The organism is Novosphingobium sp. (genome assembly GCF_039595395.1).
Lineage (GTDB): Bacteria > Pseudomonadota > Alphaproteobacteria > Sphingomonadales > Sphingomonadaceae > Novosphingobium.
Genome location: NZ_JBCNLP010000001.1, coordinates 2,706,846 through 2,733,299, shown reverse-complemented (window position 1 = coordinate 2,733,299; position 26,454 = coordinate 2,706,846). Strand labels below are relative to the sequence as shown.

Sequence of the window (26,454 nt, the reverse complement as noted above, 5' to 3'; positions counted from 1 at the left end):
ATGGTCGCGCCGGGGGAAACGGGGACATGTCCGTTCTGGCGCCATTGGCGCGCGGCTACAGCAGGGCGAGTTCGCTCCGGTGCGCATCATGGGCGGGGGGCATCACTGCCTTGATCGGGACGGGACCCTCAGCCGCACGGAGGCCATGCCCGGCCAGAGCAGAAGCGATATGCCGCGCCATGGCCTCGCGGAAACGGGCGGGCGTGAAGTCTTCGGCGCGGCTTATCGCGTCTTGGGGGGCGAAGCCGGGCAGCCATGCCTCGAACCGCTCCAGCGCGGTGAGCAGACCATCGCGGCTGCTGTCATGATAAAATTGCCCGGTCAGGCCATCGACCACCGATTCCAGCGCTCCGCCCCGCCCATAGGCGATGACCGGGCGGCCGCTGGCCATCACCTCGACCGGGATCATCCCGAAGTCCTCTTCCGAGGTGAAGACCAGCGCCTTGCAGGTGGCATAGGCATGTCGCAAGGCGTTGAAATCCAGCCTTTCGGTGAAGCGGATGCCGGGCCCGGCCATGGCCTTCAACCGGGGGAGCATCGGCCCGGTGCCCACGACGTGCAGCCTGCGGCCCGAGGTGGTGAAGGCCTCCACCGCGACATCGGGCAGCTTGTAGGGGATAAGCTGCCCGGCCCAGAGATACTCCCCGCTCACATCGTCAACCGGCGCGAACAGCGAGGTATCGACGGGCGGATGCACCACCTGCGCCTCACGCCCCCAGAATTTGCGAACCCGCGCGGCGACATAGGCCGAATTGGCGATAATCCGGTCCGACCGCGCGGCGCTGGCCATATCCCATTGGCGCAGGCGCGGCGCGAAAAGCGGCATCATCAGCCGCGCGCCCATGCCGCTTTCGCGCCGATACTGGTGATACTGGTCCCAGATATAGCGCATCGGTGAGTGGCAATAGGTGACATGCACCGCATCGGGCCGGGTGATGATGCCCTTGGCCGGGCCCGCCTCGCAACTGATCACCAGATCATAGGCCGAGAGGTCCAGCGCTTCCAACGCAGCGGGCATCAGCGGCAGGTATTTCTGGTAATGGCGGGTGGCGAAGGGAAGTCTGCTGATCCAACTGGTATGGATGCGCCGCGCCGCCAGCTTGGGGCTGAGTTTCGCGCGGTTGACGACATGGGTGAAGATGTCGGCCTGCGGATACATGTCGCACAGATGTTCAAGCACGCGTTCGCCGCCGCGCATCTGCACCAGCCAGTAATGGACAATCGCCACGCGCATCTTTCGATCCTGTCGCCTGTTGCTCCTTGATCGGCAGCCTAGTTCAAAGGATGCGTCAGGGCCGGTCTGGACAGGTCGGAAATGGAGCCAAACTATGGGCAGGAAAGGTTTTCAGGCCGGATAGAACCAGCGGTCGGGCGTGCCGGGCTGTTGAAGGCTGAGCCAGGCGTAGCCGGTCCTGGCGACGGGCCTGACGAAAGTATCATGGCTGTCGAGCACCCGATCGCCATCCTCCAGCCGTGCGATCAGCACCGCATGCAGGCCGACATCCTGCCGAAAGGCGATGGCCATGAACAGCCGGGCGGCCGGAAAGCCGGAGGTGATCAGTTCGCGCCGTTTTTCAAGCGCCAGATCCTCGCAATCGCCGGTCGCGCCCGGTTGGGTGCCGGCGGGGCGCCATACGTCCGGGCGGCCATAGGAGCGCATGTCGTCGACCTGCTTCACATGGCGGTTCACATGGGTGTTGACCTGCGCGATCAGGCGCGGCCAGGCGCTTTCCTCGGCGCGGGGCATGGTAACCGGCGCCATGCGGAACAGCGGGAGCAGGTGCAACACGGTGGCCTGTTGGCGTTGCGGCTGGGCAAAGGCGATGAGTGTGGGTGTTGTACCGACCGCAGACTCCCACAGATCTGACTGGCGCGGCTGAGGCATCAGGCAGGCGAAGAGGGGGCACATGGTGCCACCGGCCGGCTCGGCTTCGGCTTGCGGCTCATTGGCAAAGCTGCGGCACAGATCGGGCTGCGTCTGGCACATATCGCTGTAGCCGCGCGGGGCTTCGGTCTCGGCGCCGAAATGGAGGAAACGGGCGTCGGCATCCCCGGCATGAGCGCGCGGTGCCTGAAGGCTCTGGGCGATCAGGGCGCAGCTCAGCGCGATCAGTGTTGTCAGCCCTGTCTTGCGCATGTCGTCCTGCGATGCCCGATCGAGACGACGCTCTAGCAAGCCAAGCTTGGCATCCGGTGTGCTTGTATGGTGAAGAAAAGCGTTGATCGGCCCTGCGGCAAATGCGGAAGCGCGATCAGGCGAAGGCGGCGCGCAAGGCGTATCCCGCGCCCAGCACGAGGCCCCAACTCGCCAGGGACAGCGCGCCGAGCAGGCTCAGGCGGACGCTGAGCGGCCAGATGTCATTGCCCCGATCGAGATGCCACGGCTCTGCGGGATTGTCCGCGAGCGAGGTTGGCACCGAAATGGCTTGGTGCGCCACCATGGCCGCGGCGCGGGTCGCATCGGCCCGATCATCGGCCGCATGGAGCAAAGCGCCAGGGAAAAAGCCAAAAGCCATGAGAAACGACCGTCCTTGCTCGCCCGGATTGCGTCCAGACTGGTTGCACAAACATTTGAGGGCCGCCCGAAAGCGGGTTTAGCCATGCACCATCACGCCCCCGCATGCCGAAAGGCACAGCGAAGGATATCAGCTCAGACCGGATCGCTCCGGCCGGAACGGGATTGTGCGGCCATGTCCCTTGCCAGAACGCTCTACATCAAGAAGGTTGACGACTGCTTGACCCGCCATGGATTTTCGCGGTTTTCCGCGATGGGCGGATGGGGGCTGCTGGCCAGCCTGCTGGCGGCGGTTCCGGTCGCGGCCGGGGCCCAATCACCTGCCCCGGCGCAGGCCTTGATCACCGCCCCGGATGTACCGCCCGCCGCTGTCGAGGGTGACTATCAATTGGGCGCGGCTGACAAGGTGCGGATCATCGTCTTCAACGAGCCCAGCCTGTCGGGCGAGTTCTTCGTGAACACGGCGGGCGCGCTGTCGCTGCCGCTGATCGGTGAGGTGACGGCGCGCGGCAAGACGCTCAACGAGGTCGCGCAGGCGATCACCACGCGGCTCAAGGGCGGCTATGTGCTGCAGCCGCGCGTCAGCATCGATGTGCTGACCTTCCGCCCCTTCTATATTCTGGGGGAGGTCAACAAGGCGGGCGAATATCCCTATTCGACCGGGCTGACGGTGGATGCCGCCGTGGCGCTGGCCGGGGGCTTCACCTATCGCGCCAACCGCAAGAAGGTCTTTATCCGCCATCCCAATGCCGAGCAGCCCGAAAGGGTGGAGTTGAGCCCCGATCTCAAGGTCTCGCCCGGCGACACGATCCGTATTGGCGAGCGCTATTGGTGATGGCGCGCGATCTCGGTGCACAAAAGGCTTCAATGCCGATCTTTCTGCATTTGCGAAGAGATGGCCCGCATGGAACGCTTTGCCCAAGCCACATGAGAGAGTTGATGATGACGCGACACGGCACAGGAAAGCGGCACGGCTTGGCGCGAGACGCCGGTGGCGTGGGCATGCTTGCCCTGGCGCTGCTGCTGGCCGGCGTGCCGGGCGAGGCGCTGGCGGGTGTCGATCAGCGTGTCGCTCATACCGGGCCCATGCAACCGGTCAGCGCAACGGATCAGCAGCAGGCCGATGCCTTGCTCTCGCGGCTGATGGCGGCAATCACCGCCAATCCGGGCGCATCGATGGCACAGGTGCAGGGCCAGATCATGCTGGCGATCAGCCAGGCGCAGGTCAATTGCACCGTCAGCCAGATCGCACTGAGCCGCTTGCAGGAGGCTGTGGTGCGCCGCGCGCCCGCAGTACGCGCGGCGGTGGCGCACGCTTCCACACTGGCGCGAAGCTGCGTCGGTGGAACGATTGCGGGCATCGCGCCCGGCAATGGAGATCTGAGGCTGTTGCAGCAGGGGACCACGCTGGGGCTTGCCTCGGGCGGGTCGAACTATCTGACGGCGCCATAACGATCATGGGGCGGGGGGACATGATCTTGAAACACTGGACGCGCCAGATGCTGGGCCTGTTGCTGGTCACCGCGCCCGACGGCCTGCATGCACAGGGCAGCGACGACAATATGGTCACCCCCAGCCTGCCGCTGGAGTTTGATCGCGGGCGCAACATCGGCGTGCTGGACCGGCCCCGGCCCGAATATACCTCGCAAGGGGTTCCGGTCGGTGGATTTACCCTGCAGCCCAAGGCTGAACTGGGCGTGGGCTACACCAGCAACGCCTATCAGAACACTAGCAATCAGGGTGATGGCTATGTGGTCTTCGCGCCTTCCGCAGTGGTGTCCTCCAACTGGTCGCGGCATGATCTGACGCTGAGCGGTGGGGGCAATTTCTACCGCTATTTCACCGAGGGACGGCGCAACCGCGATGGCTGGAATGGCGCGCTGGAGGGGCGTTTCGATGCCACCGCCGACGTGGCGATCGCCGCTTCGGCACGGGTGCGCAAGGATGCCGAGCCGCCGACCTCTGCCGCCTATCCCACGGCGGCGGCGCAAAGCTCGCAATACACCACCGCCGTGGCGCAGATTTCGCCCACGGCCACGCTGGGGCGGACGAAGCTGCAGGGCTCCTACAGCTTCTCGACCACCGCTTTCGATCCAGTGCGTGCCTTTTCGGGCGCGCTGATCGACCAGACCAACCGCAATTCGCAGACGCATAGCGGCATTGCGCGGGGCGAATATGCCGTCTCGCCCGATACGTCGCTATTCCTTCAGGGCAGCTATGATCGCTCGACCTATCTGCACCGGCTGGCGCCGGGCGTTCCCAATCGCGATTCCAAGACCTATCGTGTGCTGGCGGGTGCGACCTTCGACCTGGCGACGCTGGTGCGCGGGGCGGTGGGGGTCGGCTATATGTCGCACCGTTATGATACGCCGCTCTATCGCAATTTTGCCGATTTCGCCGCCGAGGCGCGGGTCGATTACTTTGCCTCGCCGCTCACCACCGTGACGTTGACCGCGCGGCGGATCGCTCAGGATGCCACGCTGCTGGATCTGGGCGGTTATATCAACAGTTCCGTCGCGCTGCGGGTGGACCATGAGTTGCGGCGCAACATCCTGCTCGATGCCCAGGCGGGCTATGAGCATGATGCCTTCAAGGGCACGCCCGCCTCGCTCGACATCCTCAAGACCAGCGCCGGGGTGCGTTATATGGCGACGCGCGTGCTGGGGTTTGGCGTTTCGGTCGAGCATGACCAGCGCCGGGCGCATAGCACCGGGCTGATCTCACCCTATTCGGAAACGCGCGTGATGCTGCGCATCGTGATCCAAAAATAGTGATCCAGACATGACAGGAGGTCGCCCATGAATGCCGTCACTCTGGCCACGCCTCTCACGCCGATGCCAGTCAGCCGCTTCGATCAGTCGCGCCATGTGGGGCGGCGGTCGGTGTCCTTCGGGGCGCTGGGGCAGGTGCTGCGCTGGCGCTGGAAGCTGGTTGTGGGCGTGTTGGCGCTGACCATGCTGCTGGTGGTGGGGGCGAGCTATGCCATTTCACCGCGCTATCAGGCGGTGGCACGGCTGCGCATCACGCCCAACCGGCCGCTGGTGGTGGCGCCCGATGGCGAGGGTGGGCACGGGCCGCTCGACCAGTCGCTGCTCAGCACCGAAATTGCTACGATCCGCTCGCGCGATATTGCGCGGCGCGTCGTGCAGGCCAATGGGTTGCAGCACGACCCAGAGTTCGTCTCCGCCCGTCTGCGCAGCGGCAAGGATGAGGTCGCCCAGGCCCGCGCGGTGGAGGCGGCGATCAGCACGCTGCTCGAACGACTGTCGGTCGATCAGCAGGAAAAGAGCTACATTCTGGCGGTTGGCTTTCAGTCGCGGGACGCGGTGAAGGCTGCGCGCATCGCCAATGGTTTTGCCGAAAGCTATATCAACAGCACCGCCGATGTGATGATGAGCACGGCGGCGCGTCAGGCCGATGAGGGGCAGGCCGCGCTGCAACGGCTGAGCAAACAGGCCGAGGTTGCTGCGGCCGATGTTGCGCATTATCGCGCCTCGACCGGCATCGTGCAGGGCGCCAATGGCGCGACGGTGAACGATCAGCAGATCGCGCCGCTCAGCTCTCAGGTGGCCACGGCGGAGGCGGCGGCGGCGGCGGCGCGCTCCAATCTGGAGACGGCGGAGAAGCAGGTCGCCTCGGCGGGGCCCGATGCCGTGTCGGCGGTGTTGTCCTCCAATGTGATCGCCGATCTGCGGCGGCAACGCACGGCAGCGGAGGCGGATCGCTCGCAATTGGCATCGCGTTATGGGCCGATATTCCCCGCGTTGATCGAGGCCAATGAGCGGATTTCGGCACTGGACCGCCAGATCCACGAGGAGCAGGCGCGCATCATCGAAGGCCTGCGCAGCGAGGCACGCGCGGCCACCGCTCAGGCGGCCAGTCTGCGTGGACAGTTGGGGAGTTTGAAAGGCGAGATCGCGGCGAACAACAGCGCGGCGGTGAAGGCGGAGAGTCTGCAGCGTAGCGCCGATGCTGCAACCGGAGCCTACAACCATCTGGCCAGCTCGGTGCAGCAGACGGCGCAGGTCGAGCAATCCAGCCAGCCTCAGGCGCGGCTTATCGAGCAGGCGGTGGTCAGCTCCACACCTGCTTTCCCCAACCGTCCCGCCATGGCCGCGACCAGCGTGCTGGCTGGCCTGGTGCTCGGGGTGATCGCGGCGATGGTGACCGAGACGATGCAGGGCACGGTGCGCAATGCCGATGATGTCGAAGTGCTGTTGGGGCTGCGCTTTCTGGCCTCGGTGCCCCGGCTGGGGCGCAAGCAGTTGAAGGGCGAAGACGGAGGGCGTTGTTCGCCGGCCGATACGCTGCTGCTGCGCCCGATGTCAGCCTATGCCGAGGCCTATCGTGCCATTCGCAGCTCGATCCGCCGGGCTGATGGGGGGAGCGCGCGTGTTGTGGCGCTGTGCTCCACCGTGCCGGGGGAGGGTAAGACGTCCAGTTCGCTGACGCTGGCGCGGGTGATGGCGATGGCGGGCGAGCGCGTGCTGCTGATCGATGGCGATGTGCGGCGGCCCAGCGTGCGGCGGCTGGCGCATCTCCATTCGGATTGCGGGCTGATCGAGGTGTTGAAGGGTGAGGCGGAACTGTCCGATGCGATCCTGGCCGATCATGTCGAGGGTTGTTCGATCCTGCCGGTGACCAAATCCACCTTCAGCCCGACCGATCTGTTCAATCCGGGCCGGATGCGCGCCTTGCTTGAGCAATTGCGCCCGCATTACGACCATATTCTGATCGATACGCCCCCGGTGCTGGGCGTGACCGATGCGCGCAGCATCGCCAAGCTGAGCGATGGCGTGGTGTTGATGATCAAATGGGGCGGGACGCCGATTGCTGCGGTCGATGCCGCGCTGGCCGGGCTGGAGCATGACAATGTGCCGATCATCGGCGCGGTGCTCACCATGGTCAATCCGCGCGCGGAGGCGGTGGGGGCGCTGTATTACTCGCGCCGTTACGTCTCCTATTACGATCGGTGATGAAGGCGGCAGCGGTCGTTATGCCAGCCCTCTGTGTGGGGCTGGCGATCTGCGCGGCCTCCACCGCCATGCGGGAATGGACCACACAGGGCATTCTTCTCGCCATGCACGGCCCTATGGATGATCGGCTGCAGGTTCTGGCCGATCACGCCGACGATCCGCCCGAGGCTCTGGGGGATCGGGCGACGGCCGGTCTTGCGGAGCTGGCCTTGATGGCTGCCGCACAAGGGGCCTCGCCTGGCGAGCGGAGCTTGGCCAAAGCCCGTGCCGCGCAGCAAATAGGACGTCTGACGCGCCTGCGCCCGGATTGGGCGGCGACGCAAATCCTGATCGCTCAGCTCGATCTGCTGGAGCATCCTTCGGCTTCATCGGATGGCTTGAAAGCTTTTGCCGCAAGCTATCGTTTGGGACCCTTCAGAATGCAGGAGGCGCGATGGCGCATTGCTTATGGCGCTGCTCTGTGGCCGCGCATGTCCAATGACACGCGGCAACAGATGCTGAATGAGGCCGAGTGGCTGAGCCGTTTCGATGATGATCAGCGCGGCAGCATTGAAAAGCTGCTGGGTGATAGTCCGGCAGGCATGGCCTATCAGTATCGGATGACCGGCGGCGCCATGCTGCGTCCATAGAGCATGGCTGCAAGGCTAGTGACCATCGCGCTGACGGCTGGAACATTCATCGCAATATCGACCAGCGATGCGCCGAGCGGCAGCAAAATCGCCAGCAGCATCGACAGCGCCACAGGATCACGCAGCCGGTCCCTGTGTCTGATCAGGCGCCAGGCAACCACCACAAACAATGACATCGTCAGCGCGAGCCCCGGCCATCCCAATTCGATCACCAGTTGCAAGGGGGCAGCATGGGCGGCGCCGAAATCCCACATGGCTAGCGCGCTGTCTGTGGTCAGTTGGCGCTGATTGATCTCGATGAAAGAGCCCAGCCCATAACCTGCCCATGGGGCGTCCCAGGCGATGAGCCAGAACCTTTCCCATAGCGCCAGGCGACTGGCGCCATCTTCCGCCAGCCCTTGCAGGCGATCGAAAGCCGGAATCGCGGGCAGGGCCATAAGGGCCAACAGCCCTGCTCCGGCCAGACGGTAGCGGCGATATGTTCGTGGTGGCCATGCCGAACAGGCACAAAGAATAGCGAGGCAAGGAAACAACAACAGCGCCGCCGTGCGTGATTGCGTCGCGACCACCAGAGTGAGGCAGAAACCGCATGTCGCCCCGGTGAAGGCCAGCGTCAGCAATGACCGGTCTGTGGGGCGTGCCAACCAGTTGCGGAAGCGGGTGATTGTCGCCCCCATGGTCAGCAGCGCAATCATGGCAAAGATGACTCCAGCGACATTGGGATTGCCGATTGAGCCGGAAAAACGCTGTTGTCTTGCGCTTCCCAGCCCGAGCAAGGCCGGATCGATCCATTCCAGCCGGACGGCTGCAAGGCACAGCGCAATGATCGGAATGGCTAGCAGCCCGATGGCTTTCACATGCCGCTGACAGGCCTGACTTTGCCTTGCGATCTGTGTCATCGCCATAAACAGCATGATCTGCCCGCACAGAGTCAGCAGGCTCAACTGATAGAGATCGGGCGATAGTGGAGGCTGCAGACCCCGCAGACCAAGCCACGGCGCTGCCAGCGGAAGCGCGGCCCAGAGCGCCAGCATCAGCCATGCGAGCTTCGCCGGCCAGATCGACTGCAGCCACGCCCGTTCCGGCGGCAGCACCACAAAGACCACGCCTGCGAAAAGCGCCTGAACCAGCACCATGATCGCCGAAAGATAGCCATTGTTGGCTGCCCCCAGCATCGCAAAGCCCAGCATGTGTATCGCTGCAAGGCCCGGCAGAGCCTTGATGATAAAGGCCCGATGCCGGGTGAGCAGATTTTGCCCTCCGGCTCTTGCCTTGGCACCATGCTTGCTCATCGGAGGATGGGGCGGCGGCCGGGTGGTCTTCGCTCGCCTCACGCGATCACTTGCCGCCAAAGCTCAGCAGGAGCCGCGCTGGAGCAGAACCGCCGGCAGCGTGCGCGCCATAATCACACTGTTGAGCACAACATTGCGCCGCCGGATATAGACCACATCCATCGCCACACGGCGGCGATAGCTGACATTGCTGCGCCCGCTGACCTGCCACAGGCCGGTGATTCCCGGCCTGACCCGGCAGTAATGGCTGAAATGATGGCCATAGCGATGCACTTCATTCTGCACGATGGGGCGCGGGCCAACCCAGCTCATCGTGCCGTTCAGGATGTTGTAGAGCTGGGGCAGCTCATCGATGCTGCTGCGTCGCAGGAAATGACCCACAGCGGTGATACGCGGATCCTTGAGCAGTTTCTGGCTGCTCTGCCATTCGGCGCGAGCTTGTGGATCACGCTCCAGCAGGTCGGCGAGGCGGCGGTCGGCATCCACGGCCATGGTGCGGAACTTGCAGCATCCAAAGGTCTGTCCGTTGCGGCCGATACGCTTATGGATGAAAAACACCGGCCCTTTGCTGGTCAGGCGTATCGCCAGCGCCACCATCAGCATCAGCGGCAACAGGATGGCCAGGGCCGCCAGAGCCAGCACCATATCGGAGCAGCGTATCCAGTCCCACTCCTGAGCGGGACGAAAAGAGATCGGGCGAGGAGACACTGACAAAGAGGTCATGACGCACCTTGTTGCAATTCATGCTGAGGCGCAGCCTATCCAAAATGATGGCATGTAGAATCGATGATCCATCCAAATCCGCCGAAACAGGTGCGAGAAATATCTGAATTTGATCAAAGTATGTGAGGCGGTGATTTGGCATCAATTTTTGATTAAAATCTGGTCAGGGGCATGTTGGTCCTGCGTTGCATGTTTCTGCCGAACTGAAAGATTTTTCTATCAGATGGAGGTTTGTGATCTGACGCAGGTAAAGGTCTCGCTTCGACCTCCGGGACGATGAAGGTTGCCGTCGTCACCTCCATCAACTTTTTGGGCTCGCTCGTCATCGGGGGCGGGGCGCTGTCTGGCCTGTCATTCACAGCGATCGCCGGATGCGTCTGCCGGGGCATGGCCAGATCGGGCGTTTCGGCATGAGCCTCAAGTGCAGGCAAGGGGGTGGGCAGCGTATAGCCGGCGTAAAACGCGGAAGGCCGATAAAACACATGATGCTCGATGATGGCCACCTTCCGCAATTGCCCGGCCCAGCGCGGGACGATCCAGATCGTGTGATAATGCGTGGCCTGCCCGGCCTGAGCCGAAGTCGCGCCATGCAGTGCCGCCTGAGCGACTCGCCGGGCTCTTTGCAGACCAGCCGGATTGGGCGCTCGCGTCAAAGCGCCATCGCAGGTGAAGGTGAACTGGCACCCCAGCGCTCTTTCGCTGCCCTGATTGACCACCGCGCAGACCGTCTTGGGAAAATGAGGGTGGCGTACCCGATTGAGGATCACCTGAGCCACCGCCAACTGCCCGGCCAGACTTTCGCTGGCCGCCTCATAATAGATGGCGGTGGCCATGCAGTCAGTGGCGCGCTCCAGCTCCTGCGCGGAGAGCCATTCGGGATGGAAGGGCGGCGCTGCGGGGTTGGTCGGCTCCAGCGGGGAAGCGATGTTGTAGGCTCGCGCGGCATCGCTGCTGAGGTTGCGGATCTGCTGCGGCAGAAGGGATTCCAGCTCAGGGTCCGAGCCGGTTCCTGCGGCGACCACAGGTGCCGCCGCGACCCGGCCCGGCACCAGACCGGTAAAGCTGTCAGCCATCCCCCAATTGACATAGGATACCAGCGCGCAGGCCAGAGCCAGCACGGCGACCAGCCCCGCATCCCACAGGCGGGCGATATGCACAGGCGCGATCATGACATCAGCCTATCGCCGCGCGGGCATGGCACGAAGGCGCGACTGATCGGCTTTGGAGCCTTTCGGGCGAGCGCTCGTTCGATCAGTCAGTGTATTGCAACAATGTTCTGGAATTTGTCCATCTTACGGGGTGGCCCGTATACCGCAGACAGGATAGACAAGAGGGGCAAAGTCCGGCTTCATCATGGGGCTCGTCTCTGACCGTTTCGTTCTCAAAAGGCAGGAAATTTTCGATGACCCAGCAGGACGCCCAGACCAAACCCCTGACGGTCGATGCGGTGATGGCACGCTCGGGCGTGCAATTCGGCACCAGCGGCGCACGGGGCGAGGTGGTGGCGATGACCGATCAGGTCTGCCACGCCTATACCACCGGTTTTCTCCAGCATCTGGCGGGCCTTGGCGAGTTTTCGCCCGGCATGCGCGTGGCGGTGGCGGGCGATCTGCGCCCCAGCACGCCGCGCATCATGGCCGCTTGCGCTCAGGCCGTGCGGGATCTGGGCGGCGAGCCGGTGTTCTGCGGCTTTGTGCCGACGCCGGCGCTGGCGCTTTATGCCTTTGGGCAGGGCATTCCCTCGCTGATGGTGACGGGCAGCCATATTCCCGCCGACCGCAACGGCATCAAATTCTACCGCCCCAAGGGGGAGGTGCTGAAGGAGGATGAGGCCGGGATGCGCGGTCAGGTGATCGCCACCGATCCGGCGCTTTTCGACGATGCGGGCATGCTGAAGGCCGAAGCCCCGCTGCCCGAGGTGACCGAGGTCGCACGCAGCTATATCCAGCGTTATGTCGATCATTTCGGGCCTCAGGCGCTGCGCGGGCTGACGATCGGCGTCTATCAGCATTCGGCCGTGGGCCGCGATGTGCTGGTCGAGGTGGTCGAGGCGCTGGGCGGCAAGGCCGTGGCGCTGGGCCGTGCGACCCAGTTCATTCCGGTCGATACCGAAGCCATTCGCCCCGAGGATGTCGAACTGGCCAAGGGCTGGGCGGCAGAGTTCGGTTTCGATGCGATCATCTCGACCGATGGCGATTCGGATCGTCCGCTGCTGGCCGACCATACGGGCGAATGGTTGCGCGGCGATATTCTGGGCGTGCTGTGCGCGCGGGCGCTGCGCGCGCATGCGGTGGTGACGCCGGTGTCGAGCAACACGGTGCTGGAGCGCAGCGGGGCGTTTGCCGAAACGGATCGCACGCGGATCGGATCGCCTTTCGTGATCGCGGCAATGAACGCGCATCTGGCCAAGGGCGAACAGCCGGTGGTGGGCTATGAGGCCAATGGCGGCTTCCTGCTGGGCACGAAGCTGGGCTCGCTGGAGCCGTTGCCGACGCGCGATGCGGTGTTGCCGGTGCTGACGGTGATTGTGGCCTCGCGTCCGGGCAAGATCCGTGATCTGATCGAGGAACTGCCGCCGCGTGTGACCTATTCGGATCGCATCCAGAACTTCGCCACGGAGAAGAGCGAGGCGATCTTCGCCAAGCTGCTGGAGGGCGACAAGGATGCGCAGATCGTGCGGTTGAACGAGCACTTCGGCGCGATTGCCGGGGCGGTGACCCAACTGGATCTGACCGATGGCATCCGCATGACGACCGAGCAGGGGGTGATCATTCACCTGCGCCGCTCGGGCAATGCGCCGGAACTGCGGTGCTATTCGGAAAGCGATACAGTGGAGCAAGCCAAGGCGATCAACGAACAGGCGCTGGCCATCGTGCGCGACAAGCTGGCGTAAAGGATATGTGGCGTTTGGCTTAGCCGAACGCCACCGCGCCGCAGGCTGAAATGGTTTTCACGCAGGTGGAGAGGTAAGACGCCCGGTAGCGGAGCCACTGCCCTATCGCCGGAAGACGGAATGGGAGCGCGAGGGGGTAACCCCCTCGCATCTTCCTTTTCAACCTTACTTCAACTGCCGCTTTTCCAGCTTCCGCGCTAAAGTCCGACGATGCATCCCCAACCGCCGCGCGGCTTCGGAGATGTTGAAATCGCAATCGGCCAGGGTGGAGTGGATATATTCCCACTCCATCGTCTTGATCGAGGTCTTGCGGCCTTCGAGCGGCACCTCGGGGTTGCCCTCGCGCTGGGCAAAGGCTTCCTCGATATCGTCGGTGTTGGCGGGCTTGGCGAGGTAGTGCGCGGCGCCCAGCTTGATCGCCTCGACCGCCGTGGCGATGCTGGCAAAGCCGGTGAGCACCACGATGCAGGTCGCCGGATCATGCTGGCTGAGCATCTGCACGCAGGTCAGGCCTGAGGCGGTGCCCAGTTTCAGATCCACCACGGCGTAATCGAAGCTGTCGTCGTCGAGCAGGGCTTCCAGCTCTTCGGGGCTTGTGGCGTGTTGCACCTCATAGCCGCGCCGTTCGAAGGAGCGTTTGAGGGTGCGTCCAAAAGCGGGGTCGTCCTCGACGATCACCAGCGAGGGTGAGATCGAAGACTCCGGGGATGGGGGTGCCGGATCGTTCATTTCGTCCTTTTGCCCTGAAAGGCCAGCGCCGACAACGGGATCGTCAGGGTGACGCGGGCGCCGCCTTCCTCGCGGTTCTCCACCTTCAGCCGTCCGCCCAGCTTGCGCGCCACATTGACCACGAGGAACAGGCCGAGCCCGCCGCCGTCGCGCCCCTTGGTGGAGACATAGGGCTTGCCGATCTGGTCGATCACCTGGGCTGCGAAGCCGGGGCCGTCGTCGGTGGTGACGATGCTCAGCCAGTCGCGCTCGCTGCGTGCTTCGATGGTGATGCCGGTTGGGGAGGCGTCGATGGCATTGTCGACGATGTTGCTGAGCACCTGCCGCAGCGCGGGGTCGGCGACGATGTCGATGTCCTCGCCGATGTCTTGCGTGAAGGCGATGGGGCAGGGGGAGCGTTCGCGCCAGTCCTCGATGAAATCATGGAGGAAGGTGTGAAGCGAGGTGACCTGCGGGTTCTCGCCGCGGATTTCCCCTGCCGAGATCAGCACGCCGGACAGGATCGCCTTGCAGCGCTTCAACTCGCCCTGCATCAGCGCGATATCCTCGGCCAGATCGCTGTCTTGTTTGACGCTGGGGTGATGTGCCCAGTCGCCCAGGATCACCGACAGGGAGGCCAGCGGCGTGCCCAGCTCATGGGCGGCGCCGGTGGCCAGCAGGCCCATGCGGACGATGTGGTCCTCCTCGGCCGCGCGTTGGCGCAGGGCGGCCAGGCGGGCGTCGCTGGCGCGGCGGTTGCGGTCGATGCGGCCCACGAAGAACACCAGCAGCGAACCGATCAGCAAAAAGCACAGCAGGCTGCCTATCAGGTAGAGCTGGAAATGCACGCCCTCATAGACATCGGGCAGGGTCAGCGGCTGGAAGAAGAAGGTGAGGAAGGTGGCATCGCAACCCGCCAGCGCGGCGATGATCCAGCTCCAGCGCGGGGGCAGCAGGATGGCGCCGATCACGATCTGCAGCAGAAACAGGAAGGCGAATGGGTTGGTGCCCCCGCCGGTCTGGTAAAGCTGCCAGGCCAGCGCCGACACATCCAGCATCAGCGAGCCCAGCAGTTCGATGTAGGAAAAGCCCCGCCGCCCGATGCTGAGCACCAGCGTGGCCAGATTGACCAGCGCCAGAAGCACCAGCACCGTCATCATCTCGAAGATCGGCAGATGGACATGCAGCACGGCGGCGACGAACCAGATGGTCAGCAACTGGCCGACCACCGCGATCCAGCGCAACTGGATCAGCAGCATCATGTTGCGTTTGGACGCCGGGGCGATGTCCCAGGGCGGGGTGAGCGGGGGCGTGTCGCTCATGCGGACACAGCCCCCGCAAACTTAACGCTGGCGTCGCACCAGCAGAATGGCGCCCAGAGAAAGCAGCGCAAGCGTAAACCAGGTGATTGCATAACCCAGGTGATTGTTGGGAAAGCTTACCACCGTCAAGCCCGCCATAGGTTGATGGGCGGTGATGGCCGCGTCGACGGGCTGGTCGGGGCGCATGCTCTGCGCATCGATAAACCAGTCGGGCAGGGCGGCGATGTGGCGATGCGCGGCGATGGCGAAGATATCGCGTGAGGCCCAGCGATCAGCTTGCGGGTCGTTGCCGCGTAGGAAACCGCCATGCGGCTCGGTCAGGCGCAGCAGGCCGGTGACCTCGACCGGCACGGCGGGCGTTGCCGCGATCACGGCATCGCGCGTGGTGCCCATCGGCACGTAGCCGCGGTTGACGTAGAGCGTCCGTCCGGCGTCTGTGGTCAGCGGGGTCAGCGCCCAATAGCCGGTGCCATAGGCCGAGGCCCCCGTCACCAGCGTCGTGCCCTCGGGAATCCAGCGGCCATGCAGGGTGAAGCGGCGATATTCGGCGGCTTTGAGCAGCTCGCCGGGCAGGCCGGTCGGCACGGCGTCGATCGTCTGGGGTGTGGCGCTGAGCCCGGCGTTGACCCGCGCGATCAGCGCTTCCTTCCAGGCGAGGCGCTTCACCTGCCACACGCCAAGGCCGACGAAGAGGGCCGCAAAAGCCAGAAGGGCGGCCACCAGCATGAACTGGCGCCGCCCCCCTGTCTTGCCCTCGGTTGCCAGAGGCAAGTCCAAGGTCATGTCGCGATCAGCCCATGCCGTCCATGGTGGCGGGCATCGGCATCATGTTCTGGTTCAGGTGGAACATCACCCAGATCGAGCCGGCCAGCATGATCACCACGACGACCAGCGTGAAGATCAGCGCCAGCATCGTTCAGCCCGCCCTCGACCTTGGGGTTCATGTGCAGGAAGTAGACCATGTGGACCACGATCTGCACCGCCGCGAAGCCCAGGATGACAAGGCCCGTGGCGGCGGGGCTGTGGAGCGCCCTGGTCATCACCAGCCAGAACGGGATCGCGGTCAGGATCACCGACAGGATGAAGCCGATCACGTAGCCCTTCATCGTGGCGTGGTAGCCCGTCGCCCCATGATCGTGGCCATGGCCGGGTCGTCATGTGTGGTGCATGGTCAGCCATCAGCGCAGCACCCCCATCAGGTAGACGAAGGTGAAGACGCCGATCCAGATCACGTCCAGGAAGTGCCAGAACATCGACAGGCACATCAGGCGGCGCTTGTTGGCGGCGGTCAGGCCGAAGCTGCCCACCTGGACCATCAGCGTCACCAGCCAGATCGAGCCGAAGGTGACGTGCAGGCCGTGCGTGCCCACCAGCGTGAAGAAGGAGGACAGGAACGCGCTGCGCTGCGGGCCCGCGCCTTCATGGATCAGGTGCGCGAACTCATAGAGTTCCACGCCCAGGAAGCACAGGCCCAGCACACCCGTGATCGCCCAGCCAGATCAGCGTGGCGTTCTTCTTGCCCGACTGCATCGCGATCATGGCGAAGCCATAGGTGATCGAGGAGAACAGCAGCAGCGCGGTGTTGAGCGCCACCAGCGGCAGGTCGAACAGGGTCTTGGGGCCCGCGGGGCCGCCCGCATAGTTGCGGCCCAGCACGCCGTAGGTGGCGAACAGCACGGCGAAGATCAGGCAGTCGCTCATCAGGTAGATCCAGAAGCCCAGATTGGTGCTGTAGCCGTCCGGATGAGCATGCTCATGCAGGTCGTAGTAGCTGGCGACGAGTTCGTCGCCAGTCTTGTTCAGATGGGTTTTAGGAGTGCTCACGCGGCGGCTCCTTCCTTGGAGAGCGCAGCCAGCTGCGCGGTGCGCTTCTCTTCCACTTCGGCGATATGCGCGGCGGGGATGTAGTAGCCGCGCTTGTAGTTGAAGGTGTGGACGATCGCGGTGGCAACCAGCACGGCAAAGCCGCCGATCGCTGCCCACCAGACCTGCCAGATCAGCGCGAAGCCGAAGCCCGTGGCCAGGCCCGCCAGGATCACACCGGCCCAGGTCGAGCGGGGCATGTGGATGTCGGCAAAGCCCGAGGTCGGACGGGGCACGCCCGCCTTCTTCATGTCGGCCCAGGCGTCCAGATCGTGGATGATCGGGGTGAAGGCGAAGTTGTAGTACGGCGGCGGCGAGGAGGTCGACCATTCCAGCGTGCGGCCGTCCCACGGATCGCCCGTGACGTCCTTGTACTCTTCACGCTTCCAGATCGAGATGGCGAACTGCAGCAGCATCGCGCCGATGCCGGCGGCGATCAGCAGAGCGCCCAGCATGGCGACGATGTAGTAGATGCGCAGATCGTCGAAGCTGTGGTCGAAGAGGCGCATGCGGCGGGTCACGCCCATCAAGCCCAGCATGTAGAGCGGCATGAAGGCCAGGTAGAAGCCGACCAGCCAGCACCAGAACGGCACGCTTGCCCCAGAACTCGTTCAGCTTGAAGCCGAAGGCCTTCGGGAACCAGTAGGTGATGCCGGCCAGCAAGCCGAACACCACGCCGCCGATGATCACGTTGTGGAAGTGGGCGATCAGGAACAGGCTGTTGTGCAGCACGAAGTCGGCGGCCGGGACGGCCAGCAGCACGCCGGTCATGCCGCCGATGGTGAAGGTGACCATGAAGCCCAGGGTCCACAGCATCGGCACGTTCGAAGCGGAGGCGGCCGCGGTACATGGTGAACAGCCAGTTGAAGATCTTCACGCCGGTCGGGATCGAGATGATCATGGTGGTGATGCCGAAGAAGGCGTTGACGCTGGCGCCCGAACCCATGGTGAAGAAGTGGTGCAGCCACACGAGGAAGGACAGGATGGCGATGACGCAGCGCTGGCGTAGACCATCGACGTGTAGCCGAACAGGCGCTTGCCGGAGAAGGTCGCGGTGACTTCGGAGAAGATGCCGAAGGCCGGCAGGATCAGGATGTACACCTCGGGGTGGCCCCAGATCCAGATCAGGTTGACGTACATCATGGCGTTGCCGCCGAGGTCGTTGGTGAAGAAGTGCGTGTCGAAGGTAGCGGTCCAGGGACAGCAGGGCCAGGGCGGCGGTCAGGACCGGGAACGCGGCCACGATCAGGATGTTGGTGACCAGGGCGGTCCAGGTGAAGACCGGCATCTGCATCAGGGTCATGCCCGGCGCGCGCATCTTGAAGATGGTGACGATGAGGTTGATGCCCGTGAGCATCGTGCCCACCCCGGATATCTGCAGCGCCCAGATGTAGTAGTCCACCCCCACGCCCGGGCTGTAGGCCAGCCCCGACAGCGGCGGATAGGCCAGCCAGCCGGTGCGGGCGAACTCGCCCACGAACAGCGAGACCATCACCAGCACCGCGCCGCCCACGGTCATCCAGAAGCGCAGAGAGTTGTTCAGGAAGGGGAAGGCCACGTCGCGCGCGCCGATCTGCAGCGGCACCACCAAGTTCATCAGGCCGGTCATGAAGGGCATGGCCACGAAGAAGATCATGATCACGCCGTGCGCGGTGAAGATCTGGTCGTAGTGGTGCGGCGGCAGGTAGCCGTCAGACGGCGCCGAAGGCGAGGGCCTGCTGCGCGCGCATCATGATCGCGTCGGCGAAGCCGCGCAGCAGCATGACCAGGGCCAGGACGATGTACATGACGCCGATCTTCTTGTGGTCGACGCTGGTGAACCACTCGGTCCAGAGGTAGCCCCACAGCTTGAGGTAGTAGGTGATCGCACCGACCACGCCGAGGCCGCCCAGGGCGACGACGGCCAGTGTGACCATGACGATGGGCTCGGTGGGCAGCGCATCGAAACCGAGACGGCCCAGCAGGGGCGTCCAGTGCGAATGCGTCGAAGGTGCTTCTATTAGCATGGGCTTCACAATCACGAATGAGTGGAGCGGGCCGGGGCGAGCAGGCTCAGCTCCGACTGGCGGGGCGCCTTGGCGGGCGCCGTGGAGGCGTTTGCGGGCTTCTGACCTTCAGGCAGCAGCGGACCGGCCATCTTGGCGTTCGGATCGCACATGGCGCGCACGAAAGCCTTGTCGACCTCGGCCTGCTGGCCGGGGATGACGGGCGTGACGGCTTCGCGGCCGTTCTTGTCATAGGTCAGCTGGGCCACGTTGAAGGTGCCGGCCTTGCCGGTGCCGCCCTTGGCGTCGAGCGCCATCATCTGGTTGACGCACATCTTGCCCGAACGCACGCAGAGGTTGACCACGCGGTCGAACAGGTCGCCCTGCACGGCGGCGAAGTGGCGCACCGGATCGGCTTCCGAAGGCTGTTCCAGCTTCAGATAGGTGGCTGCATCCAGGTTGCCGCCTTCACCCTTGGCCTTGGCGACCCACTTGTCGAAATCGCCCTGGTTCACGCCCAGCGCGGAACTTGAAGCGCATGTGCGAGAAGCCCGCGCCGCTGTAGTTGGCCGAGAGGCCCTCGTAGCCGCCTGGCTTGTTGATCACCGCGTTGAGCTGAGTGGTCATGCCCGGCATGGCGTAGATCATGCCCGGCAACGGCCGGGCACGTAGAACGAGTTCATCACCGTGGAGGCGGTGATCTTGAAATGGATCGGGCGATCCACCGGCGCGGCCACTTCGTTGACGGTGGCCACGCCCTGCTCGGGGTAGATGAACAGCCACTTCCAGTCCAGCGCCACCACCTCGACCGCCAGCGGCTTGGTCGCCGGCGGCGATCGGACGCTGGCCTTCCTTCAGGCGGTCCAGCGGGCGGAAGGGATCGAGCTGGTGCGTGCTGATCCAGGTCATCGCGCCCAGCGCGATGATGATCAGCAGCGGCGCCGCCCAGATCAGCAGCTCGAGCTGGGTCGAGTGGTGCCACTCCGGCGCGTAGGGCGCCTGCGCGCTGGACGCGCGATAGCGCCAGGCGAAGAGCACGATCAGCAGCATGACCGGCACGACAATGATCAGCATCAAGAGCGTGGCGACGATCACCAGATGCGCTTGCTGCTTTGCAATATCGCCCGCCGGATTCATCACGTCGGACTGACATGCGGACAAAATCAGCGGCAAGACCAATGCGCTGGCCTTACGCCAATGGCGAAGGGGGGGTGGGAGATGCAGGCTCATGGAACGCGCGCGTAGGCCTCCGATGCTGCAGCTGCGATTGGACATTTTGTCCCATCACCGGGATTGTCACCGCCCGCATTATGGTGCAGCCTGCAAAACAACGCAATTCAGCGATTTTGCCGGGAACTCCGGTAACCTCTTTGAATTACGTATAACAGTACGGACATAATCCGTACGACATGGGATGCCTGAACATGACCACCGCCACTTACGACAAGGGGGGTGCCATTACCCCTCCCGGCGCCGGCACTGCTCCGGAGCGCGACGACCATGTTTCCCCCGGTGAGATCGCCATTGGCGTCATCATCGGTCGAACGTCCGAGTTTTTCGACTTCTTTGTTTACGGCATCGCCTCGGTGCTGGTGTTTCCGAAGTTGCTCTTTCCGTTCACCGATGCCTTCACCGGCACGATCTATTCCTTCGCGATCTTCCCGCTGGCCTTCATCGCGCGGCCTGTCGGGTCTTTCGTCTTCATGATGATCGATCTGGCCTATGGGCGCACCGCCAAGCTGGTGGTGGCGCTCTTTATGCTGGGCGGATCGACCGCCTCGATCGCTTTCCTGCCCGGCTATGCCGATATGGGCAGCGGTGCGGCCATCGCCCTGCTGGCGGCCTGTTCCGCCTGGGCCAGGGCTTTGCCCTGGGCGGCACTTGGGACGGCCTTGCCTCGCTGCTGGCGCTGAACGCGCCCCAGGAGCAGCGCGGCTGGTACGCCATGATCCCGCAGCTTGGCGCGCCGCTGGGGCTGATCGTGGCCAGCAGCATGTTCGCCTTCTTCCTCTCGACCCTGCCTCAGGTTGAATTCGTGAGCTGGGGCTGGCGTTTCCCCTTCTTCGTGGCCTTTGCCATCAACGTGGTCGCGCTGTTCGCCCGGCTGCGTCTGGTCGGCACCGCCGAGTTCGAACGCCTGTTCGAAAGCCGCGATCTGGCTCCCGAGCCGCCGATCGAGACGCTGCGCAGCGAGTGGAAGACGATCCTGCTGGGCGCCTTTGCCCCGCTGGCCAGCTTTGCGCTGTTCCATATGGTGACGGTGTTCCCCCTGTCCTGGGTCTATCTCAACACCACCGAAACTCCGGTCAAGTTCCTGCTGATCGAGATCGTGGCCGCTTTCATCGGCGTGCTGGCGATCATCGCCTCGGGCCGTCTGGCCGATCAGGTCGGGCGCCGCGTGGTGCTGGGTTGCTCGGCGGTGGTGACCGCGGTGTTCTCGGGCTTTGGTCCGCAGATGCTGAGCGCGGGCATGGCCGGCGAGATCATCTTCATGGTCACCGGCTTCGCGCTGCTGGGCGTGTCCTTCGGGCAGAGCTCGGGCGCGGTGGCTTCCAGCTTCACGCCTTCGCACCGTTACACCGGTTCGTGCTTCACCAGCGACATCGCTTGGCTGGTGGGTGCCGCTTTCGCCCCGCTGATCGCGCTTAAGCTGGCGCATGAGTATGGCGTGGTGGCCTCGGGCCTGTACCTGCTCTCGGGTTCGATCCTGACGCTGGGCGCGCTGTGGCTCAACCGTGAGCTGGCTGGCGGCCGCAACGGCATGTCGACCATGGCGCTGGCGATCTGACGCCATCGTTGCTGCAATCAGGCGCCCCGGTCGGGTTTCCGACCGGGGCGTTTGTTTATGGGGAAGGGGGGCGCATGGCCTTGCCGACAAGCGTCGCTTCTGAAACAAGCCGCGGCATGGTCGAGCCTGCTCCGTCGCCTTTCACGCCCTCCCCGGCATGGTATCATATCGCCCCGCGCCAACTGGCCTGGGGTTTCAGCCTGCTGATCGTCGCCTCGGCCTTTGGTGTCGAACTCGATGGCGTGCTGGAAGAGGGCTATATCAGCCTGATCTTCGTGATGGTCATCACCGTGATCGGCGCGCTGTATGGGCTGGGGGTGGCGCTGATCTGCGCTGCCGTCGGTGCGCTGGGTTTCGACTTCTTTATTGGCGAACCCAAATGGGAGCTGAGCTTCACCCGCGCCAATGACATCACCACACCCCTGATTTTCACCTTCAGTGCGATGATTTCGGGCCTGCTCTCGGGGCGGCTCAAGGATGAGACGCGGCAGGTCCGTCAGCGCAACATCCAGCTTGAGGCCCTGCTGGAGGCCAGCAGAGGCCTGCAGCGCGCGGGCAGCGTTCGCGATGTGACCCTGGCGCTCCATGACGGGGTTGAGGCCCAGACCGGCATTGCCGTGGCGCTGCAAGGCATTTCGCTGGCCGCCGGGCAGCCCGAGGGCGGCGAAAGCGCCCTGATGCATCAGGCGCTGGCCTCGGGGCAGGACTGGCTTGAGGATGGGGCCATGTCCGCCTTTCCGCTGGCGGCAGGCCCCCAGACGCTGGGCGTGCTGCTGGCGCGTCGGCCCGAAGGGGTGCTGCTCGATCACGACTTTATGCTGGCGCTGGCGCGCATGACGGCGCTGGCGCTTGAACGCATCTATCTCGCCGACCGTCTGGCCGAAGCCCATGCCGCCGCCCGCGCCGAGGAATTGAAAAGCGCGCTGCTCTCCTCGGTCAGCCATGATCTGCGCTCGCCACTGACCGCGATCAACACGGCGGCAGCCAGCCTGCTGACCTATGGCGAGCATTTCGACCCCGAAACATCGCATGGCCTGCTGAGCGGCATTGTCGAGGAATCGGACCGGCTCAACCATCTCACCACCAATCTGCTGCAGATGACAAGGCTTGAGGGCGGCCCCGGTGGCCTGTCGCGCAGCGTGCTTCCGGCGGTAGAAATGATTCGTAATGTTGTGGCGCGGCAGGCCAGAATCGACACCGAGCATCGCTTCGCTCTCAACGCTCCCGATGGGGAGGTTTCGATCGTGGCGGATGCGACGCTCTATGATCTGGTGCTCACCAATGTGATCCAGAATGCCTGTCGTTACAGCCCCTTCGGCACCACTGTGGAGATCACCTGCCGCGAGCAGGGAACCATGTGCGCCATCGCCATCAGCGACGAGGGGATCGGCGTGCCTCCGGCCGAGCAGGGCCACGTCTTCGAGCGCTTCTATCGTGTGCGCCGCGACGATGGCGCACCACGCGGCACAGGGCTGGGGCTTGCCATTGCGCGCGGTTTCGTGAAAGCCTCTGACGGAACGATCGAACTTTCATCCCCCTTGCGCGACGGCAAAGGCACTTGCATCACCATTTGCCTGCCCATCGCCCATAGTGAGCCAGACCAGACAAACGCATGACTTCCGGCCATATCCTGCTTGTCGATGATGAGCCCGCCATTGTGAACGCGCTTCGCCCCGTGCTGAAGGCCGTGGGCCATGCCGTCACCGTTGCCAGCGACGGCACCGCCGCCCTGGCCAGCTTCGCATTGGAAGACCCCGATGTGGTGCTGCTCGATCTGGGCCTGCCCGACATGGACGGCAAGGATGTGATCCGCGCGATCCGCGCCACATCGACCACGCCGATCATCGTGATCTCGGCCCGCCATCAGGAGGGCGAGAAGATCGCCGCGCTGGATGAGGGCGCCGACGATTACGTCGACAAGCCTTTCGTGCTGGGCGAGCTGCTGGCCCGCGTGCGCTCATCGCTGCGGCGGCGCGAGGCGCTGGTCAAGCCGCTGGAAACCTTCGACGCCGATCCGCTGCATATCGATTTCGCGACCCGCGTGGTGACGCTGCGCGGCGAGACGCTGCGCCTGTCGCCCAAGGAGTACAATCTGCTGCGCACGCTGGCGCAGAGCGCGGGGCAGGTGGTGACGCAAAGGCGCCTGCTGGCGGCGGGCTGGGGCCGCAGCGAGGCCGATCCGCAGTATCTGCGCGTCTATATGGGCATGCTGCGCCAGAAGCTGGAAGCCAACCCTTCCGAGCCCAGGCTGATCGTCACCGAACCGGGCGTTGGTTATCGCCTGATGGCGGTGCCGGATTCGGGCGAGGCATCGCCCGAGGCTTAAGGCGTGTGAGGCTTCGCCCGAGGCCTGAAGCGCAAGTTTACGGGTGGTTCAGGTAAAGATGGCCGCCCGTGAATCGCTTAGGGATAGGATGAAACAGAGGGCGGCCATGCAGGTGCATCGACATCGGGTAAGACCCGGTGGATGGATGTTGTGTTCTTTTGCTCCGTTGGCCGAAATATGGGTTTCCCCGGCAGGGCACACCTAAAAAGACCATAGGCATTTTCGGCCTGTCGCGAGCTGCCCTCCCTTGCGGGTGGAGCTGTGGCTCAGACCCGGCGAAGCGCGTTGGGCATGGCGCCGATCTGGCGCAGTCGCACACCCAGCGGGCGGCGGGTCATCGGTGCGGGGGCGGCCTGCGCTTCGACGGGGGCATGGCGGACCCGGCTCGGGTCGATCTGCGCGGCGAAAAGAATGCCGAAGCGATTGTCCTGCACCCAGGCAACGCGCCCCTCCACCCAGCCAAGATTGCGCAGTTCGATCGAGATCCGGGCGTCTTTCGCTGGCACGCGCGGCGCTTCGGCCATCACTCCCTGCGCCGAGATGTTGCGCAGCTTGACCGTGATTTCCACCCCGCCTTCGCCACCCTGATCATGGATGAGGCAGCGTGCGCCGAGCAGCAGGCTGTCGCGAAAGCTGTGGCGTCTTTCCGTCCTGGGCTTTTCCGGGTCGCTCATGGTGGCTGGCCTATCGCGTCGATCCGGATGCGCCAGAGTCGCGCCCGGAGGTTGATGCAATCGTGTAGATCCTCGCGGCTAAGCAAGGATTGTCGGGTGAACCCTGCAAATTTACATAAGCCCTTCGCGCCGGGACAACGATTCGGCGCATTTCCGGGGGGCGGAGCGTTTTAGATTGCGGAAAAACTGCGAAACCGCTTGAATCGGCGAATCAACTGTGATTCTAGTGATTCTTATGACGACAGTCCGCAACAGGCACCGGATGGCCAAGGAAACCATGATCCAGTGGTTGGCGCTTGGCTGTCTGTTGTGCATGCTGGCCTGGTCGGTCGCGGGGCCCAGCGGTTTGCTCGCCTGGAGCGAAAATCACCACGCTTTGGCCGAAAGGCAGCAGCGCATCAAACTGCTTACGCTGCAGCGCAATGAGCTTCAGAACCGCGTCACCCTGCTCGATCCGCGTCACACCGACCCCGATCTGGCCGGTGAATTGCTGCGCCGCAACCTGAATGTGGCGCATCCCGACGACGTCATCATGATGGTGCACTAAAGTCTACTATGCATCCGTATGGGCCTATGCGCGGTAGGCCTTGCCCTTCGCCCCAAATTTCGTATTCGAGTGTTTCCGGGCGCAGACTCTGCGCCTATAGACGGTCGTGAAAACCGGCCTTCCATTGGGGAACTTCGTCTTGGCCAGAACCGGCAAAACCCAAAACGCTTCGCCCGCCGCTGATGCCACCGGCACCGACGGGCTCGATCATCTTCAGCAGGCTTACGAAGCCAACCGGCTCTATGCCGCTTCGGACGAGGAGCTGCTGCACTTCTACGAACAGATGGTGCTGATCCGCCGCTTTGAAGAGCGTGCCGGCCAGCTCTACGGTCTGGGCCTGATCGGCGGCTTCTGCCACCTCTACATCGGCCAGGAAGCGGTTGCCGTGGGCATCCAGTCGGCCCTGCAAGAGGGTCATGACAGCGTCATCACCGGCTATCGCGATCACGGCCACATGCTGGCCTATGGCATCGATCCCAAGGTCATCATGGCCGAGCTGACCGGCCGCGAGGCTGGCATCAGCCGCGGCAAGGGCGGCTCGATGCACATGTTCAGCACCAGCCACAAGTTCTACGGCGGCCACGGCATCGTGGGCGCGCAGGTTTCGCTGGGCGCGGGTCTGGCTTTCGGTCACCAGTACAATGAAGATGGCGGCCTGTGCGTCTCCTACTTCGGCGACGGCGCGGCCAACCAGGGCCAGGTCTATGAGAGCTTCAATATGGCCGCTCTCTGGAAGCTGCCGATCATCTTCGTGGTGGAAAACAACCAGTACGCCATGGGCACCGCTGTGAAGCGTTCCTCGGCCGAAACCCATTTCCACAAGCGCGGCGCGGCCTTCACCATCCCCGGCATGAATGTGAACGGCAATGACGTTCTGGAAGTGCGCGCGGCGGCCAATCTGGCAGTGGAATATGTCCGCGCCGGCAATGGCCCGGTGCTGATGGAGCTCAACACCTATCGCTATCGCGGCCACTCCATGTCGGACCCGGCCAAGTATCGCAGCCGTGAGGAAGTGCAGGACATGCGCGACCATCACGACCCGATCGAGGGTGCCAAGGCCGAACTGATCAAGCGCGGCGTGTCGGAAGACAAGCTGAAGGAGATCGACAAGAAGATCCGTCAGATCGTGTCGGAATCCGCCGATTTCGCCGAAAGCTCGCCCGAGCCGGAGCTGTCTGAACTGTATACCGACGTTCTGGTGGAGACCTATTGA

22 protein-coding genes and 4 pseudogenes are annotated in these 26,454 nt (G+C 64.1%); 11 read left to right on the top strand and 15 right to left on the bottom strand.

Annotated elements, in window-relative coordinates; genetic code table 11:
- Window positions 1-55: 55 nt before the first annotated feature.
- The 3 genes from ABDW49_RS12665 to ABDW49_RS12655 all read right to left on the bottom strand — a co-directional run bounded on the left by ABDW49_RS12665 (window position 56) and on the right by ABDW49_RS12655 (window position 2,516).
- Window positions 56-1,234, bottom strand: a complete 1,179-nt coding sequence (locus tag ABDW49_RS12665) for a glycosyltransferase (protein WP_343612333.1) — start codon at window positions 1,232-1,234, stop codon at window positions 56-58.
- Between the two features lie 111 nt (window positions 1,235-1,345).
- Entirely contained in the window at window positions 1,346-2,137 is a 792-nt protein-coding gene (locus tag ABDW49_RS12660; protein ID WP_343612331.1) for a transglutaminase-like cysteine peptidase, read from the bottom strand.
- A gap of 115 nt (window positions 2,138-2,252) precedes the next feature.
- Window positions 2,253-2,516, bottom strand: coding sequence for a hypothetical protein (locus ABDW49_RS12655; protein WP_343612329.1), 264 nt, complete (start codon window positions 2,514-2,516; stop codon window positions 2,253-2,255).
- A gap of 174 nt (window positions 2,517-2,690) precedes the next feature.
- Here ABDW49_RS12655 and ABDW49_RS12650 point away from each other — a divergent pair, with 174 nt between their 5' ends.
- From ABDW49_RS12650 to ABDW49_RS12630, 5 genes are all read left to right on the top strand, one after another.
- A complete protein-coding gene (locus ABDW49_RS12650) occupies window positions 2,691-3,350 on the top strand; it encodes a polysaccharide biosynthesis/export family protein (protein WP_343612327.1) in 660 nt (219 codons plus the stop codon).
- 104 nt (window positions 3,351-3,454) lie between these two features.
- Complete coding sequence (locus ABDW49_RS12645; protein WP_343612325.1) at window positions 3,455-3,967, top strand: hypothetical protein; 513 nt, start codon at window positions 3,455-3,457, stop codon at window positions 3,965-3,967.
- 20 nt (window positions 3,968-3,987) lie between these two features.
- A complete protein-coding gene (locus tag ABDW49_RS12640) occupies window positions 3,988-5,286 on the top strand; it encodes an outer membrane beta-barrel protein (RefSeq protein ID WP_343612323.1) in 1,299 nt (432 codons plus the stop codon).
- 27 nt (window positions 5,287-5,313) lie between these two features.
- A complete protein-coding gene (locus ABDW49_RS12635) occupies window positions 5,314-7,491 on the top strand; it encodes a polysaccharide biosynthesis tyrosine autokinase (protein WP_343612322.1) in 2,178 nt (725 codons plus the stop codon).
- Between the two features lie 20 nt (window positions 7,492-7,511).
- Window positions 7,512-8,120, top strand: a complete 609-nt coding sequence (locus ABDW49_RS12630; protein WP_343612320.1) for a hypothetical protein — start codon at window positions 7,512-7,514, stop codon at window positions 8,118-8,120.
- Here ABDW49_RS12630 and ABDW49_RS12625 read toward each other — a convergent pair.
- The 3 genes from ABDW49_RS12625 to ABDW49_RS12615 all read right to left on the bottom strand — a co-directional run bounded on the left by ABDW49_RS12625 (window position 8,081) and on the right by ABDW49_RS12615 (window position 11,304).
- Window positions 8,081-9,412: an O-antigen ligase family protein gene (locus ABDW49_RS12625; RefSeq protein ID WP_343612319.1), complete on the bottom strand. Its 1,332-nt coding sequence runs from the start codon at window positions 9,410-9,412 to the stop codon at window positions 8,081-8,083. The two genes, ABDW49_RS12630 and ABDW49_RS12625, sit on opposite strands and share 40 nt — an antisense overlap.
- Window positions 9,413-9,475: 63 nt before the next feature.
- Window positions 9,476-10,135, bottom strand: coding sequence for a sugar transferase (locus ABDW49_RS12620; RefSeq protein WP_343612318.1), 660 nt, complete (start codon window positions 10,133-10,135; stop codon window positions 9,476-9,478).
- A 152-nt stretch (window positions 10,136-10,287) separates the two neighbouring features.
- Window positions 10,288-11,304 carry a cell wall hydrolase gene (locus ABDW49_RS12615; protein WP_343612317.1) on the bottom strand — a complete coding sequence of 339 codons (1,017 nt, stop codon included), beginning with the start codon at window positions 11,302-11,304 and terminating at the stop codon, window positions 10,288-10,290.
- 233 nt (window positions 11,305-11,537) lie between these two features.
- Here ABDW49_RS12615 and ABDW49_RS12610 point away from each other — a divergent pair, with 233 nt between their 5' ends.
- Entirely contained in the window at window positions 11,538-13,028 is a 1,491-nt protein-coding gene (locus ABDW49_RS12610) for a phosphomannomutase (RefSeq protein WP_343612316.1), read from the top strand.
- A gap of 165 nt (window positions 13,029-13,193) precedes the next feature.
- Here the strand turns inward: ABDW49_RS12610 and ABDW49_RS12605 are convergent, their stop codons facing one another.
- The 8 genes and pseudogenes from ABDW49_RS12605 to ABDW49_RS12570 all read right to left on the bottom strand — a co-directional run bounded on the left by ABDW49_RS12605 (window position 13,194) and on the right by ABDW49_RS12570 (window position 20,085).
- Window positions 13,194-13,757 (bottom strand): response regulator transcription factor, encoded by a 564-nt coding sequence (locus ABDW49_RS12605; protein ID WP_343612314.1) that lies wholly within the window; start codon window positions 13,755-13,757, stop codon window positions 13,194-13,196.
- On the bottom strand, window positions 13,754-15,058 hold the full coding sequence (locus tag ABDW49_RS12600; protein WP_343612312.1) for an ATP-binding protein: 1,305 nt from the start codon (window positions 15,056-15,058) through the stop codon (window positions 13,754-13,756). Before ABDW49_RS12600 ends, ABDW49_RS12605 begins: the two co-directional genes overlap by 4 nt.
- 21 nt (window positions 15,059-15,079) lie before the next feature.
- Window positions 15,080-15,841: an SURF1 family cytochrome oxidase biogenesis protein gene (locus ABDW49_RS12595; protein ID WP_343612310.1), complete on the bottom strand. Its 762-nt coding sequence runs from the start codon at window positions 15,839-15,841 to the stop codon at window positions 15,080-15,082.
- A gap of 7 nt (window positions 15,842-15,848) precedes the next feature.
- Window positions 15,849-16,164: pseudogene (gene cyoD / locus ABDW49_RS12590) on the bottom strand (cytochrome o ubiquinol oxidase subunit IV).
- Between the two features lie 72 nt (window positions 16,165-16,236).
- A pseudogene (cyoC, locus tag ABDW49_RS12585) lies at window positions 16,237-16,819 on the bottom strand (cytochrome o ubiquinol oxidase subunit III).
- A gap of 59 nt (window positions 16,820-16,878) precedes the next feature.
- Window positions 16,879-18,927: pseudogene (gene cyoB, locus ABDW49_RS12580) on the bottom strand (cytochrome o ubiquinol oxidase subunit I).
- An 11-nt stretch (window positions 18,928-18,938) separates the two neighbouring features.
- Window positions 18,939-19,421, bottom strand: coding sequence for a COX aromatic rich motif-containing protein (locus ABDW49_RS12575; protein WP_343612308.1), 483 nt, complete (start codon window positions 19,419-19,421; stop codon window positions 18,939-18,941).
- The gene (locus tag ABDW49_RS12570; protein ID WP_343612306.1) at window positions 19,375-20,085 is read right to left on the bottom strand and encodes a hypothetical protein; all 711 of its coding nucleotides are present in this window, start codon (window positions 20,083-20,085) and stop codon (window positions 19,375-19,377) included. The genes ABDW49_RS12575 and ABDW49_RS12570 overlap by 47 nt, the downstream gene beginning before the upstream one ends.
- Before the next feature lie 278 nt (window positions 20,086-20,363).
- On the opposite strand from ABDW49_RS12570, the pseudogene ABDW49_RS12565 reads away from it, so the two are divergent.
- The 3 genes and pseudogenes from ABDW49_RS12565 (at window position 20,364) to ABDW49_RS12555 (ending at window position 24,020) form a co-directional block, all read left to right on the top strand.
- A pseudogene (locus ABDW49_RS12565) lies at window positions 20,364-21,694 on the top strand (MFS transporter).
- Between the two features lie 74 nt (window positions 21,695-21,768).
- Complete coding sequence (locus ABDW49_RS12560; RefSeq protein ID WP_343612304.1) at window positions 21,769-23,310, top strand: ATP-binding protein; 1,542 nt, start codon at window positions 21,769-21,771, stop codon at window positions 23,308-23,310.
- Window positions 23,307-24,020, top strand: coding sequence for a response regulator transcription factor (locus ABDW49_RS12555; protein WP_343612302.1), 714 nt, complete (start codon window positions 23,307-23,309; stop codon window positions 24,018-24,020). The genes ABDW49_RS12560 and ABDW49_RS12555 overlap by 4 nt, the downstream gene beginning before the upstream one ends.
- A gap of 266 nt (window positions 24,021-24,286) precedes the next feature.
- Here the strand turns inward: ABDW49_RS12555 and ABDW49_RS12550 are convergent, their stop codons facing one another.
- Complete coding sequence (locus ABDW49_RS12550) at window positions 24,287-24,694, bottom strand: PilZ domain-containing protein (RefSeq protein ID WP_343612301.1); 408 nt, start codon at window positions 24,692-24,694, stop codon at window positions 24,287-24,289.
- Window positions 24,695-24,956: 262 nt separating this feature from the next.
- Between ABDW49_RS12550 and ABDW49_RS12545 the strand changes: the two genes are divergently transcribed.
- Together ABDW49_RS12545 and pdhA are read left to right on the top strand one after the other, a co-directional pair.
- A complete protein-coding gene (locus ABDW49_RS12545) occupies window positions 24,957-25,241 on the top strand; it encodes a septum formation initiator (RefSeq protein ID WP_343612300.1) in 285 nt (94 codons plus the stop codon).
- A 139-nt stretch (window positions 25,242-25,380) separates the two neighbouring features.
- A complete protein-coding gene (gene pdhA / locus ABDW49_RS12540; protein ID WP_343612299.1) occupies window positions 25,381-26,454 on the top strand; it encodes a pyruvate dehydrogenase (acetyl-transferring) E1 component subunit alpha in 1,074 nt (357 codons plus the stop codon).